We start from the raw sequence: 14,027 nt of genomic DNA on the forward strand, positions 1-14,027 counted from the left end.
GGTAAAAACCCTCAGTGACGCGCATCCCTGTTCTTGGCTGGTTATGATCCTGACCACTGGCCCCGCGGGGCCTTCCGCCCGTAGCCGGTCCAGGGCCGGCTGCACGCCATCGACAAGGTTCGCGCCATGACTCGATTCCCGCTGTTCGCATCTCGCCTGCTGCTGGTCGCCGGGTTGCTGCTCTCGGGGGCCGCCGCCGCCCAGACCGTGCCGGTCAACGTGGCCATCGCCGGCGATACCGCCACCGTCGCCATCGGAGCGCCGAACGCACCGCTGGCCGACCTGACCATCAACTTCGACCAGGCCAGCAACCTCAGCGCCGAGAACCTGGGCATCAGCGCCCGGCTGCTGAGCGGGCCGGAACTCGGCGCGCTGACAGCACGCCTGCCCGGCACCGTGGTCCAGCCGATCCAGCCGCTGCCGCTGCTGATCACGGTCGAACCGCCGGTAGCCGGGGGCCTAAGCTTCAAGAAGCTGGTGCGCGTGGAGCTGCATACCCACGTGCTGCCCTACACCGCCGGTTCGACGCTGCGCCTGTTCAAGGCCCCGCTGGGCGGCGCCTTCCGCGACATCACCGACGAAATCTCCCCCGGCAGCGTGCGCTCGCGCGGCACCACCGACGGGTTCTCGCAGTTCCTGCTGGTCAGCGACCTGCGCCCCACCCACGCCGTCGTGGCCGACAAGCTGAGCAAGCTGCGCGAGCAGGTCGATGCCCTGCCGCCGCCGCAGGCCGGCCCGCTGGACGGCTATCTGGACACGATCACCGCGGCGCTGGCCGCCGCCGACTTCACCGCCGCGACCGTGGCGGTGGACAGCTTCCGCGAACGCGTCTCCGCGCAGGCCGGCACCGGCATCCCGCAGGTGTGGAGCGCCGGCGACCATGCCGGCAATCCGGCCGGCGCGCTGCTGGCGGGCGCGGCCACCCTGCGCTTCTCGATCGACTATCAGCGTCTTTACGATCCTTAGAGCGTGTCATGGGCTTTGACGTGAGATGCGTTGGCCATCAGCGGTGCGGAGCCGGTGTCGCGTGGCGCAGCCTTGGCTGAGCGCCAAGGTAAGCCGCGCGGCGCCGGCTCCGTGCCGCTGATGGCCAACCCTCCGGGAAGTCGCCTGGGGCGCGCCGATCCTGTGTTGCGCACCTTGCCCAGGCGGCCAGCCTGGGCGGCGGCGCACGCCTTGACTCGACGCGCCCCAGGCGGCTTCGCACTCACGTCAAAGCCCATGACACGCTCTTCGGGCGCTTTAGCAGCGCCGCATTGCTTTACGCTCGCGCAATGCCCGCACGCCTGATCGCCTACCTGCCCGATGCGCCCGCGCCTTCGCTGCTGCTGCGCGAAGGCGCGGCCTTGACCATCGGCCGCGCCGAGGGCAACGGCTTGCAGCTCTCCCATCCTTCGGTCTCGCGCAGCCACGCCCGGCTCTGCAGCGACGGGCTGGGCTGGGAGTTGAACGATCTGGGCAGCAAGAACGGCAGCTTCCGCGACAGCCTGCGCGTGGAAGCGCCGGCGCGGCTGGCCGGCGCGGCCTGGCTGCGCTTCGGCGACATCTACGTCGAGTTCACCCCGCTGGGGGACGAGGACGCCGCGCGCGAGGCCGGCCGCGCCCAGGCCCGCCGCACGCGCGCCACCGCCCTCACCCATGGCGTCGGCCAGGCGCTGGATCTGGACGACATGCTCAGCGCCAGCGTCCACGCGGTGACCGAGCTGGCCCAGTGCGATCGCGGCTATCTGGTGCTGGCCGGGCCGGAGGCGCCGCGCGTGGCCGCCGCCTGCGGCACGCGCAGTCCGCGCGACTTCGGCGGCAGCACCGGCGCGCTGCAGCGCGCGCTCGAGCAGGGCCTGGGCACCGTGGCCCACGACATCGGCCACCTGCCCTGGCTGTCCACGCGTGAATCGGTGATGGCCTCCGGCATCAGCGCGCTGGCCTGCCTGCCGCTGTGCGACGGCGAGCGGGTGATCGGCGCGCTGTACGCGGACAGCACGCGCCCCGGCGCGGCCATCACCGCCCTGGACATGGAACTGCTGCAGGCCTTCTGCGAGCGCTGCGCGCTGTGGCTGGTCGCGCGCGGCGCGCGCGACCGCACCGACCACGCCTCGGCCTGATGTCCGACGCGCCCACCGCCACCGGCCTGCACCTGCACGATGTCCTGGCGAGCGGGCAGGTGCTGGCCGGCCGCTTCCGCGTCGAGCGCCTGCTCGGCATGGGCGGCATGGGCATGGTTTACCTGGCCAACGACCTGACCCTGGAAGTCCCGGTCGCCATCAAGGTGCTGCGCCCGGAGCTGGCCGAGCGGCCGCAGGTGTTCGAGCGCTTCCGCCAGGAGCTGCTGCTGGCGCGCCAGGTCTCCAGCCCGCATGTGGTGCGCATCCACGACCTGGCCGAACACCAGGGCCGCTGGCTGATCAGCATGGACTACGTGGCGGGCGAGTCGCTCGAGTCCCTGCTCGCGCGCGAAGGCCCGCTGCCCATCGAGCGCGCCCTGTCCATCGCGCGGCAGATCGCGCTGGGCCTGCAGGCCGCGCATGCGCGCGCCGTGGTCCACCGCGATCTCAAGCCGGCCAACGTGCTGCTCGATGCGGAGGGCAATGCCTCGATCAACGATTTCGGCGTCGCCCGCTCGATGGCCAGCAGCGGGTTGACCCGGCACTCGGGCGCGATCGTGGGCACGCCGGACTACCTCTCGCCGGAGCAGGCGCGCGGCGAGACGGTCGACCCGCGCAGCGACCTGTACGCGCTGGGGTTGATCCTGCACGAGATGCTGACCGGGCAGCTGCCCTTCGCCAACGGCACCATGGCCGAAGTGCTGGCCCAGCGCATGCTGCGCACGCCCGAACCGGTCAGCCGCGCCCGCCCGGAGACTCCGCCGTGGGTCGTGCGGCTGGTCGACCGGCTGCTGCGTTCGCAGCCGCGTGCGCGCCTGCAGGACGCGGCGCAGGTGGTGGCCGCCATCGACCGGCGCCATGTGGAACGGGAGGCCCCGGGCTGGCGACGCATCGCGCTGGTGGCGGCCGCGGTGGTCGTCGTGGTGCTGATCGGCTGGGCCGGCTGGTCGTGGAAGCAGGCGCGTGCGCCGGCCGTGGCCGAGGCCCCGGTCGTCGCGCCGCTGGCGCGCACACTGGTGCTGCCGCTCGCCGGCGACCTCGATCCAGTCCTGCGCGAAGGTCTCGGCGCCTGGCTGCGCGATGCGCTGGAAGCGCGCACGGCCGTGGTCGATGCGGGCCGTACGCTGCAGGCGCTGCGCTCGGTCGACCCGACCGGCCAGGCCAGACCGGATCTGCCCGCGCTGCGCCGCGCGGCCGCCGCGCGCCAGGTGCTCGCCCCGCGCATGCGACACGACGCGCAGGGCTGGCGTCTCAGCGCCACGCTGGACGGTGCGGACGGCGGCACGCGTACGCTGGAAGGTCCGATCGCCGGCACGGCCAGCGCCGCGGCGGCCGGCTGGCTGACGACGGTGGGCGCGGCGCTCGGCCTCGCTCCTTCGCCCTGGCCCGCCCCGCCGCCGGACGCCGCGCTGCAGGCCCTGGGCCGGGCCGGCATCGCGCGTGCGCAGAGCCAGGGCGCGCCGCGCCTTGCGGCCCTGACCCAGGCGACCGACGCCGCGCCAGACGTGCTGCCGCTGCGCCTGGAACAGGTGCGCGCCGCCGAGGCGATCGGCGAGGACGATCAGGCCGATGCCCTGCTGGCACGGCCGTTCGACTCCAAGACCTGGCCGCGCAGCGCGCAGATGCTCAGCGCCATGCGCGCCAGCGCCGAGGGCGATGCGGAGGCCGCGCTGACGGCATGGCAGGCCATCGCCGACGCCAGGCCCGACGATGCTCAGGCCCAGCTCGACCTGGCCCGCGCCCAGGCCGCCGCAGGCCAGGGCGATGCGGCGCGCGCCCGGCTGCTGGCCCTGAGCAAGCGCGACCCGAACGACCCGCGGGTGTGGTTCGAGCTGGGCAAGCAGTCCATCCTCGCCGGCGACGCCGCCAAGGCCGTGGACGACTATCTGCTGCGCGCCCAGCTGCTGTTCCGCCGCGGCCGCGACCTGGCCGGCGAGGCCGAGACCGTCAACGCGCTGGGGGTCGGCTACGGCCGCCTCGGCCAGAGCAAGGCTGCCGAGGAGCAGTACACCCGCGCGGTCGATCTGCGCACCCAGGTCGGCAACCGCCGCGGCGTGGCCACCAGCCTGCGCAACCTGTCCGGCATCGCCAGCGTGCGTGGCGACTTCGCCGGCGCTGCGGCCCGTCTCGAACAGGCGCGCGCCCTCTACCAGGCGCTGGGCGACCGCGGCGGCCTGGCCGCCACCCACAACGAAGCCGGCCTGCTGGCCGAGGAGCGCGGCGACTACGCGCAGGCGCTGCAGGCCTTCCGCGACGCCCTGCAGGCCTGGCAGCAGGTCGGCAATGCGCGCGGCACGGCGCAGACCTACAACAACATCGGCTTCGCCAATTTCCAGCTCGGCGACTACGACAGCGCCGCCGCCTTCTGGCAGCAGGCCGCCTCGGCCTACCGCGCGCTGGACGATGTCACCGGCCAGGTGCGCATCGAACAGAACCTCGGCCTGCTGGCCACCGCGCGCGGCCAGTGGCAGGACGCGGCCACCCGGCTGCAGTCCGCACTGCGCACGGCCGAGGCGCACCAGATGTTCGAAGAGGTCGCCGTCACCCGCCGCAACCTGGCCGAGCTGGCCTACTGGCAGGGGCATCTGGCCGAAGGCCTGGCCCAGGCCGACCAGGCGGCGACGCTGTTCGAACAGCGCGACGACCAGCGCGGCCGCGCCGATGTGGCGGTGCTGCGCGCGCAGCTGTGGCTGGCGGCCGGGCAGCCGGCACGGGCCACGGCCGAGCTGGAACAGGACGCCAAGCTGTTCGACGAGGTCTCCGAAGAGCAGCAGGCCGCCCGCGCCCTGCTGCAGGCGCAGCTGGCCAGCCTGCGCGGCGATGCCCGCGGCGCGCACCAGGCGCTGGCCGAGGCCACCCGCCTGGCCGATGCCTCCGGCGTGCGCCTGCTGCAGCTGCAGGCGCGCCTGCAGGGCGCGCACGACGAGGCGGCCCTGGCCGCGCTCGACGACGACATCGCCCGGCTCGGCCACGTTGGCCTGCGCCTGCAGTTCCTGCTGAGCGCGCTGCGCGAGGGCGCCGATGCGCAGGTGCAGGCGCGCTATCGCGAGGCGCAGCAGCTGCTGCGCCGGGGAGATGTGCTGTTCGCCGCCGATCTGCATGCCCAGGCCGCGCAGCGCCTGGCGCGGCTCGGCCAGACCGATGCCGCCGCGCGCGCCGAGGCCGCCGCCGACGCGGCGCGGCGCACGCTGCTGGCCGGCCTGCCGGCGCAGGCGGGTGCGCGATGAGCGGCACCGACGACGCCGCGCGCTACCAGGCCCTGCTCGACCGGCTGGAAGCCAACGAGCGCGAGTTCCGCCGGCTGGGCCGTGCGGTGGTCAAGGTGCAGGAGGACGAACGCCGGCGCCTGGCGCGCGAGCTGCACGACGGCGTCGGCCAGAACCTCACCGTGCTCAAGCATCGCCTGGCCCTGCTCGGCACCGCGCTGGGGCCGGCGCAGGCGCCGCTGCGCGCGCAGGTGGAAAGCGCCATCGCGCTGTGCACCCAGACCCTGGAGGACACCCGGCATCTGTCGCGCCTGCTGCGCCCGCCGATCCTGGACGACCTGGGCCTGGAGGCCGCGCTGCGCTGGCTGGCGCGCAGCCAGTCCGAGGCCGGCGGGCCGCAGGTCAGCCTGGAGATCGGCCCGCTGCCGGCCATGGACGACGCGCGCCAGACCCTGCTGTTCCGCGCCGCGCAGGAGTCGCTCAACAACGCGCTCAAGCATGCGCGCTCGCGCTCGATCCTGCTGCGCCTGGTCGCGCACGACGACTGGGCGCACATGCAGATCGTCGACGACGGCGTGGGTTGCGACCCGGCGCTGGCGCTGACCAGCGGCGGCAGTGGACTGGGCGGCCTGCGCGAGCGCCTGCGCCTGGGCGGCGGCAGTTTCCGGCTGGTGTCCTCGCCCGGCGCCGGCACCTGCGTGCAGGTGCGCGTGCCGCTCTCCGGCGAGTGACTCCATCGCCCAATTGACAAATCCGCGTCCGCATACGACAAACACAGGACATCGGATGTCACGTGCGCCGAACGATTTGGCATCGCTCCCTACCGGTCCCGCATGCCAACAGCTCCGATCCGCGTCCTGCTGGCCGACGACCACACCCTGGTCCGGGAGAGTCTGGCCAGCCTGTTGCAGGCAGCCGGCGGCATCCAGGTCGTGGCCCAGGCCGCCGACGGCGTCGCCGCGGTCGCGGCCGCGCAGACCTGCCAGCCCGACGTGGTGGTGGTGGACATCTCGATGCCCCGGCTCAACGGGATCGACGTGATCCGCAGGCTGCGCAGCGACGTCCCCGAGGCGCGCGTGCTGGTGCTGACCATGCACGAGGAGCACGAGTACGTGCTGCACGCCGTGCGCGCCGGCGCCGCCGGCTATCTGCTCAAGGAGGCCGCCACGGCCGAACTGATCGCCGCCGTGCGCAACCTGCACGCCGGCCAGGGTCACTTCAGCCCGCAGGCCGCGCTCGCCCTGGCCGCGCAGATCCAGCAGCCCGGGCGCGAGCTGGACGACCCCTACCAGGCGCTGACCTCGCGCGAGCGCGAGGTGTTCCACCTCATCGTCGAGGGCCAGACCACCAAGGAAATCGCCCGGCGCCTGGACATCAGCACCAAGACGGCCGAGAACCACCGCTTCCGCGTGCTGAACAAGCTGTCGGTGCGCAACACGGCCGAACTCGTGCGCTACGCGGTCCGCCACGGCCTGCTGGACTGACGGCGCCGCGTCCCTGCCACCGCGCCGGCGCCGCGGGGTCGGCGCCTCTCCATACGCAGTAGTATGCTTGGCGGCCGAAGCGGGCCGGGAGGCGGCCCGCGCCGCCACCAAGAGCATCCGCATGAGCAGCTACCGCGCCCCGTTGAAAGACGTCCGTTTCGCCCTCTACGACGTGCTGGACGTCGAGCCCCTGTTCGCCCGGCTGGGCTTCGCGGACGCCAATGCCGAGCTGATCGACGCGGTGATGGAGGAGGCCGGCCGCTTCACCACCACCGTGCTGGCCCCGCTCAACCGCGTCGGCGACGAGGAAGGCTGCACCCTGGACGCGGCCACCGGCGAGGTCACCACGCCGACCGGCTTCAAGGAGGCTTATGCCCAGTTCGCGCAAGGAGGCTGGACCGGCCTGACCGCGGCCACCGAGTTCGGCGGCCAGGGCCTGCCGCACACCGTGGGCGTGCCGCTGGGCGAGATGATCAACGCCGCCAACCTGGCCTGGGGCAACTTCCCGCTGCTCTCGCACGGGGCGATCGAGGCGCTGAAGTTCCACGGCCAGCCCTGGCAGCAGGAAGTGTTCCTCAAGCCGCTGGTCGAGGGCCGCTGGACCGGCACCATGTGCCTGACCGAACCGCACTGCGGCACCGATCTGGGCCTGCTGCGCACCCGCGCCGAGCCGCTGGGCGATGAGCGCTACGCCATCACCGGCACCAAGATCTTCATCACCGCCGGCGAGCACGACCTGGTCGACAACATCGTCCACCTGGTGCTGGCCAAGCTGCCCGACGCACCGGCCGGGGCCAAGGGCATCTCGCTGTTCGTGGTGCCCAAGTTCCAGGTCGCCCGCGACGGCACGGTCGGGGCGCGCAACGCGCTGCGCTGCGGCTCGATCGAGCACAAGATGGGCATCAAGGGCTCGGTGACCTGCGTGATGAACTTCGATGGCGCCGAGGGCTATCTGGTCGGCCAGCCGCACAAGGGCCTGCAGGCCATGTTCACAATGATGAACACCGCGCGCCTGGGCGTGGGCCTGCAGGGCATCGGCCTGTCCGAGCGCGCCTACCAGAACGCGCTGACCTATGCGCGCGAGCGTCTGCAGACCCGCTCGCTGTCCGGTCCCAAGTTCCCCGACAAGCCGGCCGACCCGATCATCGTCCACCCCGACGTGCGCCGGATGCTGCTGTCGATCAAGGCCCTGACCGAAGGCGCGCGCCTGCTCGCCCTGCACGCCGGCACCCAGGTCGACATCGCCCATCACGCCACCGACCCGGCCGAACGCGAGCAGGCCGACATCCTGGCCGGCTTCCTCACCCCGATCTCCAAGGCCTGCCAGACCGAGTGGAGCATCGAGAACACCTACAACGCGCTGCAGTGCTTCGGTGGCCACGGCTATATCCACGAGCACGGCATGGAGCAGCTGGCTCGCGATGCGCGCATCACCACCCTCTACGAAGGCACCACCGGCATCCAGTCGCTGGACCTGATCGGACGCAAGACCGCCGCCAGCGGCGCGGCCGGGCTGAAGCTGTTCCTGGGCCTGATCGAGCAGTTCGCCAGCGCCCACCAGGACGATGCGGCGGTGGCCGAGTTCCTCGGCCCGTTGCGCGAGAAGGCCGCCGAGTGGGGCGCGCTGACCCAGGACGTGCTCAAGCGCGCGGCGGCCAATCCGGAGGAGCTGGGCGCGGCCAGCACCGACTACCTGTTCTATTCGGGCTATGTCGTGCTGGCCTACTGGTGGGCGCGCAGCGTGGTGGCCGCGCAGGCGTCGCAGCACGACGCGGCCTTCAAGCAGGCCAAGCTGGAGACCGCGCGCTTCTACTACGCGCGCATCCTGCCACGCACGCTGTCCCACGCCGCCGCCATCCGCGCCGGGGCCGACTCGCTGATGGCCATGGACGCGTCACGCTTCGACGCCTGATGTCACCGCGCCAGCGCGCTCAGGGGAAACTTCGGAGCGCGCTGGGTTGGGCCCAGTACACAATTCGCCATCCATCGGGTATAAGCTGTTTCCCCGATGGAAGCAGACACCGCTCAGCTTCATTCGGACGACTCCGGCAACCCGGTCCTGATCGACGGCGGCCTGCCGGATGCATCGTCCCCGGCCGATGGCCTCTCCGCCTCTCTCTCCGCACTGGCGCGTCCTTCCAGCGTGCGTTTCCTGTCGCTGGATGCGCATGGTCGCGTGCTGGACTGGATCAACTGGCAGGACGCGACCTGCCTGTACGCGCGCGATGCGGTGGCCTGGACCCTGGGCGATCCCTGCCTGACCGTGCGCGGCGGGCTCAACCGCCTGACCGGCCAGCAGAGCTACATCGAGCTGCATCCCATCGTCGCCTCGCGCGGCCATGCGCGCGCGGCCGGGCTCTCGCCCACGCCCGCGCTGACCAACCAGGCGCTGTTCGCACGCGACGACCACCTGTGCCTGTACTGCGGCCAGACCTTCTCGCGCCAGCTGCTGACCCGCGACCACGTGCTGCCCGTGTCCAAGGGCGGGCGCGATGTCTGGGAAAACGTGGTCAGCGCCTGCTTCCACTGCAACTCGCGCAAGGCCAACCGCACCCCGCAGCAGGCGCACATGCCGCTGCTGGCCGTGCCCTACCGGCCGAGCTGGATCGAGCACCTGATCCTGTCCAACCGCAACATCCTGGCCGACCAGATGGCCTTCCTGAAGACGCACCTGCCCAAGCGCTCGCGCCTGTCGGCCTGAAGGCCCAAGCCAGGCCTTGCGGCCGATACTTCACATTCCGCGCCGTTGGGTGATCCCAGACTGACCGCCTTGCTTGCCCCTCCCTTCCCGGGGGAGGAAAATGCGCAACTGCATTGCCGACGGCCACGATGATCGACGCTACCCGCTATCCCCGCCTGTCAAGGATCGAGACGCCCGCCGACCTGCGCCGCTTCGACGAGGCCGAGCTGACCGCCATCGCCGACGAGCTGCGCGCCTACCTGATCGAGTCGGTCGGCCGCAGCGGTGGCCATTTCGCCGCCGGCCTGGGCGTGATCGAGCTGACCGTCGCCCTGCACTACCTGTACGAGACGCCCAACGACCGCCTGGTCTGGGACGTCGGCCATCAGACCTATCCGCACAAGATCCTCACCGGCCGCCGCGATGCGATCCACACGGTCAAGCAGGCCGATGGCGTGGCGCCGTTCCCCAAGCGCGAGGAATCCGAGTACGACACCTTCGGCGTCGGCCATTCGTCGACCTCGATCTCGGCCGCGCTAGGCATGGCCATCGCCAACGCGCGTGCCGGCAACGGCCGCCGCACGGTGGCGGTGATCGGCGACGGCGCGATGACCGCGGGCATGGCCTTCGAGGCGCTCAACCATGCCGGCGGCATGGAGGAGGAGCCCGATCTGCTGGTGATCCTCAACGACAACCAGATGTCGATCTCCGAAAACGTCGGCGCCTTGACCCAGCTGCTGGGGCGGATGAGTTCCTCGCGCACGCTCAACGCGCTGCGCGAGGGCGGCAAGAAGCTGCTCGGCGACAAGCGCAAGCCGCCGGCGCGCTTCATGCGGCGCTGGGAGGAGCACTGGAAGGGCATGTTCGTGCCGTCCACGCTGTTCGAGCAGATGGGCTTCCACTACACCGGTCCGATCGACGGCCATGACGTGCCGGCGCTGGTCGGCGCGCTGAAGACGCTCAAGGGCCTCAAGGGGCCGCAGCTGCTGCACGTGATCACCACCAAGGGCAAGGGCTACGAGCGCGCCGAGGGCGACCAGATCGGCTATCACGCGGTCGGCCCCTTCGACCCGACCAAGGGCCTGCCCACCGTGGCGCCCGCCAAGAAGTCCACCTACACCGACGTCTTCAGCGACTGGCTGTGCGACATGGCCGCCGCCGATCCGCTGCTGCTGGGCATCACCCCGGCCATGCGCGAGGGCTCGGGGCTGGTGCGCTTCTCCAAGGAATTCCCCGATCGCTATTTCGACGTAGCCATCGCCGAACAGCACGCGGTGACGCTGGCCGCGGGCATGGCCTGCGACGGCGCCAAGCCGGTGGTGGCGATCTATTCGACCTTCCTGCAGCGCGCCTACGACCAGCTGGTGCACGATGTGGCGATCCAGCAGCTGGACGTGCTGTTCGCCATCGACCGCGGCGGCGTGGTCGGCCCGGACGGCGCCACGCATGCGGGCAACCTGGACCTGAGCTTCCTGCGCTGCGTGCCGCACATGCTGATCATGGCGCCGGCCGACGAGAACGAGTGCCGGCAGATGCTGTCCACCGGCTTCCGCCATCCCGGCCCGGCCGCGGTGCGCTACCCGCGCGGCACCGGCCCCGGCGTGGCGGTCGAGCCGACCCTGGACACGCTGCCGATCGGCAAGGCGCAGCTGCGCCAGCGCGGCCGCCAGGTCGCGCTGCTGGCCTTCGGCGCCATCGTGCCGGCCGCCGAGCAGGTCGCGCGCGAGCTGGGCCTGACCGTGGTCAACATGCGCTTCATCAAGCCGCTGGACCGCGAGCTGGTGCTGGAACTGGCGCGCAGCCACGACGGCCTGGTGACCCTGGAGGACAACGTGGTGGCCGGCGGCGCGGGCTCGGGCGTGGCCGAACTGCTCAACGCCGAGGGCCTGACAGTGCCGATGCTGCACCTGGGCCTGCCCGACGCCTTCCAGCACCACGCCAGCCGCGAACAGCTGCTGGCCGAAGCCGGGCTGGACGCAGCCGGCATCCGCCGCGCGGTGCTGGCGCGCTGGCCGCAACTGCAGGCCGGCGCGACGCCGCTGACCGCGGCGCGCTGACACCGCCCTGCCGGGCGTGCGCTAGGCGCGCGCCCGGCGACCTCACTGCGCGTCGGGCGCCTCGACCGTGTAGCCGCGCGCCTTGAGCGCATCGATCAGATTGTTGCGACCCAGGATCAGGCCCATCGGCAGCAGCGCCACGGTGCCCTGGTGCTGGGCCAGCGCGGCCTGGGCCTTCTCCAGCCACAGGTCCAGCGACTGCTGGCGCAGCGTGCTGAGGCCCAGCTTGCGCGCCAGGCCGCTCTCGCTGATCGCCGCCTGGCACACGCCGTACTGGGTCGCCTGCGGCGCGATGCGCAAGGTGTCGATGTCGCCGACCGCCCAGGCGTTGGCCTGGGCGCGCATCGCATCGATCTCGTGCTCGAGCACGTCCAGCGTACGGCTGAAGCAGCTGCGGTCGTCGAGCCCGGTGCGCTGGAATTCGCGGATCGCCGCCTTGGGATCCTCCAGCCTGGCGGTCGCCACCACCGAGGTGACCTTCAGGCCGGCGCGCTTGGCCAGGGTCTGCACCCGCTCGGCCACGATGTTGTCGGTGCTCAGCGCGGCGTCCTTCATCGCCGCCTTGTACAGCTCCAGCGCGGCGAAGATCGGACGGCGCTGCTCGACGCTGCGGTCGCGCCCCAGGTAGCGCGCCTTGAGCGCGCTCCAGCGCGCGTACTCGGACGCCGGAACAACTTCCTGCAGGGTCTGGCCGTCGGGGTTCTTGGCCGCCTTGAACAGCGACGGCAGCAGAAACAGGTTGCCGAACATGCCGCGCCCGGTGTCCAGCGACATGCTCGGCGGCAGCAGCAGCTCCTGCGAGCCGGCGATGGCCGATTCCACCTCCGTCGAACGCCAGTCCATGCGCTTGGGCAACGGCGTCAGCGTGCCCAGCACCCACAGCACATGGCCATCGCGGCTGATTTTCCACAGGCCCGGACCCGGCTGCACGCCCGAGACCGTCATCGGCGCCAGGTCGGTGATCGCAGGCTCGCTGGCCGGCGGCGGCGGCGCCTGCTGCGCGGAGGCGGACAGCACGAACAGCAACAGCGGCGCGACCAGAGTCAGGCGCAGCTTGCGCATACAAGGACCTCCTGCAGGGACGCCGGCCGGCGCCGATGGCCGGATCTTACGGGGCGCGCCCGCGTTTCAATCCAGGTCCGGCGCGCCCAGGGCGTGCAAGCGTTCAGCGATCTGCGGCGCGGCGTCGAGCAGCGCGAAGCCTTCCCAGACGAAGCCGGGCGCGACGGTGCAGTCCACCAGCGCGTAAGGCGCCTCGGTCCACGCGCGCTGCCAGTGCCCTGCCGGGACGACGGCCATTGCGGAAGCTTGAGCGCTCAATGCGAGCGTCTGCAGCGTATCGTTCTCCGGATCGAAGATCTGCAGCTGCAGCGGCCCACCCTGCCGCCAGTGCCAGCCCTCGTCCGCATCGACCCGGTGCCAGCGGCTGCGCTGGCCCTGGCGCAGCAGGAAGTGGATGGCCGTCATGGCCGGGCGCAGGCGCCCGGCGTGCAGCACTTCCAACTGCGAGGCGTGGATGCGCCGGTAGTAGCCGCCTTCGGGATGCGGCGCGAGCTGCAGCGCGGCGATGAGCTGATCGATGTCCTGCGTCATGGCGGCATGCTAGCAGCGGCGCGCATATGCCTCCCCTGCGCCCGGCGCGCGCCGCGACACCTTGCGGCTGCGCTTCACTGCGCGGACAGGGTTGCCTTCAGTCCGCGCGATCGGCCCGCGCCGCGCGCAGGCAGACGCCGAAGAAGGTGAACAGATCCACCGAATACCGCTTGATCAGGCGCCGCGGCTCGTGCAGCAGGCGGTAGGCCCACTCCATGTGCAGCTTCTGCACCCACTGCGGCGCGCGCTTGGCGTTGCCGGAAAGGAAATCCAGCAACGCCCCCACGCCGAAGGCGAGCGGCACCTGCAGCGCGGCGCTGTGCTCGAGGATCCAGCGCTCCTGGATCGGATTGCCCAGCGCGACCAGCAGCACGTCCGGCGCCGCGGCGTTGATGGTGTCCACCAGGCCCTCGCCGTGGGCGCGCATCTGCGCATAGCCATCGCAGACGCCGACGATCTGCTGACCGTAGACGCTCTCCAGCGCGCTTGCGGCGGCCTCGCCGACGCCCGGCTTGCCGCCGAGCAGGAAGAAGCGCAACGGCCGGCTGCTGGACTGGCACAGGCGCGGGATCAGGTCGGTGCCGTTGAGGTTCTCGGCGAAGCGACGGCGGTGTACCAGCATCGCGGCCAGATCCATGCCGATGCCGTCGTTGACGATGGTCACCCCGGCCGCATGCATCTGCGGGCGCAGCGCCTGGCACTCGACGACGAAGTTGGTGTTGGCGAAGAACACCCGCTGGCGATCGCCCAGTTCCAGCGCGCGCAGCAAGGCGGCGGTGAACACCGGCAGGCGCGTGCTGATGACCGGATAGCCGCCCAGAGGCAGGCGCTCGGCCTGTGCATCGAGGTCGTTGGGATGGCTGGGAAAAACGAGCATTCAATCACCGGGGGGAAATGGGCGATGC

11 protein-coding genes are annotated in these 14,027 nt (G+C 71.7%); 8 read left to right on the forward strand and 3 right to left on the reverse strand.

What is annotated here, in order from left to right; all coding sequences use genetic code 11:
* Positions 1-126 precede the first annotated feature (126 nt).
* From QE438_RS08515 to dxs, 8 genes are all read left to right on the forward strand, one after another.
* Positions 127-966: a DUF6689 family protein gene (locus QE438_RS08515; protein WP_306991124.1), complete on the forward strand. Its 840-nt coding sequence runs from the start codon at positions 127-129 to the stop codon at positions 964-966.
* A gap of 308 nt (positions 967-1,274) precedes the next feature.
* Positions 1,275-2,102, forward strand: a complete 828-nt coding sequence (locus QE438_RS08520; RefSeq protein WP_306991122.1) for a GAF domain-containing protein — start codon at positions 1,275-1,277, stop codon at positions 2,100-2,102.
* Positions 2,102-5,329 (forward strand): serine/threonine-protein kinase, encoded by a 3,228-nt coding sequence (locus tag QE438_RS08525; RefSeq protein ID WP_306991119.1) that lies wholly within the window; start codon positions 2,102-2,104, stop codon positions 5,327-5,329. Before QE438_RS08520 ends, QE438_RS08525 begins: the two co-directional genes overlap by 1 nt.
* Positions 5,326-6,039 (forward strand): sensor histidine kinase, encoded by a 714-nt coding sequence (locus QE438_RS08530; protein WP_130517568.1) that lies wholly within the window; start codon positions 5,326-5,328, stop codon positions 6,037-6,039. The genes QE438_RS08525 and QE438_RS08530 overlap by 4 nt, the downstream gene beginning before the upstream one ends.
* 102 nt (positions 6,040-6,141) lie before the next feature.
* The gene (locus QE438_RS08535; RefSeq protein WP_130517566.1) at positions 6,142-6,792 is read left to right on the forward strand and encodes a response regulator transcription factor; all 651 of its coding nucleotides are present in this window, start codon (positions 6,142-6,144) and stop codon (positions 6,790-6,792) included.
* Positions 6,793-6,913: 121 nt separating this feature from the next.
* Positions 6,914-8,704 (forward strand): acyl-CoA dehydrogenase C-terminal domain-containing protein, encoded by a 1,791-nt coding sequence (locus QE438_RS08540; RefSeq protein ID WP_306991115.1) that lies wholly within the window; start codon positions 6,914-6,916, stop codon positions 8,702-8,704.
* A 96-nt stretch (positions 8,705-8,800) separates the two neighbouring features.
* Positions 8,801-9,493 carry an HNH endonuclease gene (locus QE438_RS08545; protein ID WP_306991113.1) on the forward strand — a complete coding sequence of 231 codons (693 nt, stop codon included), beginning with the start codon at positions 8,801-8,803 and terminating at the stop codon, positions 9,491-9,493.
* Positions 9,494-9,621: 128 nt separating this feature from the next.
* Positions 9,622-11,529, forward strand: a complete 1,908-nt coding sequence (gene dxs, locus QE438_RS08550) for a 1-deoxy-D-xylulose-5-phosphate synthase (protein WP_306991111.1) — start codon at positions 9,622-9,624, stop codon at positions 11,527-11,529.
* A 42-nt stretch (positions 11,530-11,571) separates the two neighbouring features.
* Here dxs and QE438_RS08555 read toward each other — a convergent pair whose 3' ends face one another.
* The 3 genes from QE438_RS08555 to QE438_RS08565 form a co-directional block, all read right to left on the reverse strand.
* Positions 11,572-12,591, reverse strand: a complete 1,020-nt coding sequence (locus QE438_RS08555; RefSeq protein ID WP_306991109.1) for a TraB/GumN family protein — start codon at positions 12,589-12,591, stop codon at positions 11,572-11,574.
* Positions 12,592-12,657: 66 nt separating this feature from the next.
* Positions 12,658-13,122, reverse strand: coding sequence for a cupin domain-containing protein (locus tag QE438_RS08560; protein ID WP_306991107.1), 465 nt, complete (start codon positions 13,120-13,122; stop codon positions 12,658-12,660).
* Between the two features lie 97 nt (positions 13,123-13,219).
* Positions 13,220-13,999: a WecB/TagA/CpsF family glycosyltransferase gene (locus QE438_RS08565; protein WP_306991105.1), complete on the reverse strand. Its 780-nt coding sequence runs from the start codon at positions 13,997-13,999 to the stop codon at positions 13,220-13,222.
* Between the last annotated feature and the right edge of the window lie 28 nt (positions 14,000-14,027).

Origin of the sequence: Pseudoxanthomonas sp. SORGH_AS_0997 (assembly GCF_031453535.1) — a bacterium.
Taxonomy (GTDB): domain Bacteria; phylum Pseudomonadota; class Gammaproteobacteria; order Xanthomonadales; family Xanthomonadaceae; genus Pseudoxanthomonas_A; species Pseudoxanthomonas_A winnipegensis.

Excerpts from the sequence above, each read along its gene's own strand:
- QE438_RS08515 (WP_306991124.1), top strand. The coding sequence starts at position 127 with ATGACTCGATTCCCGCTGTTCGCATCTCGCCTGCTGCTGGTCGCCGGG.
- QE438_RS08520 (WP_306991122.1), top strand. The coding sequence starts at position 1,275 with ATGCCCGCACGCCTGATCGCCTACCTGCCCGATGCGCCCGCGCCTTCG.
- QE438_RS08525 (WP_306991119.1), top strand. The coding sequence starts at position 2,102 with ATGTCCGACGCGCCCACCGCCACCGGCCTGCACCTGCACGATGTCCTG.
- QE438_RS08530 (WP_130517568.1), top strand. The coding sequence starts at position 5,326 with ATGAGCGGCACCGACGACGCCGCGCGCTACCAGGCCCTGCTCGACCGG.
- QE438_RS08535 (WP_130517566.1), top strand. The coding sequence starts at position 6,142 with ATGCCAACAGCTCCGATCCGCGTCCTGCTGGCCGACGACCACACCCTG.
- QE438_RS08540 (WP_306991115.1), top strand. The coding sequence starts at position 6,914 with ATGAGCAGCTACCGCGCCCCGTTGAAAGACGTCCGTTTCGCCCTCTAC.
- QE438_RS08545 (WP_306991113.1), top strand. The coding sequence starts at position 8,801 with ATGGAAGCAGACACCGCTCAGCTTCATTCGGACGACTCCGGCAACCCG.
- dxs (WP_306991111.1), top strand. The coding sequence starts at position 9,622 with ATGATCGACGCTACCCGCTATCCCCGCCTGTCAAGGATCGAGACGCCC.
- QE438_RS08555 (WP_306991109.1), bottom strand. The coding sequence starts at position 12,591 with ATGCGCAAGCTGCGCCTGACTCTGGTCGCGCCGCTGTTGCTGTTCGTG.
- QE438_RS08560 (WP_306991107.1), bottom strand. The coding sequence starts at position 13,122 with ATGACGCAGGACATCGATCAGCTCATCGCCGCGCTGCAGCTCGCGCCG.
- QE438_RS08565 (WP_306991105.1), bottom strand. The coding sequence starts at position 13,999 with ATGCTCGTTTTTCCCAGCCATCCCAACGACCTCGATGCACAGGCCGAG.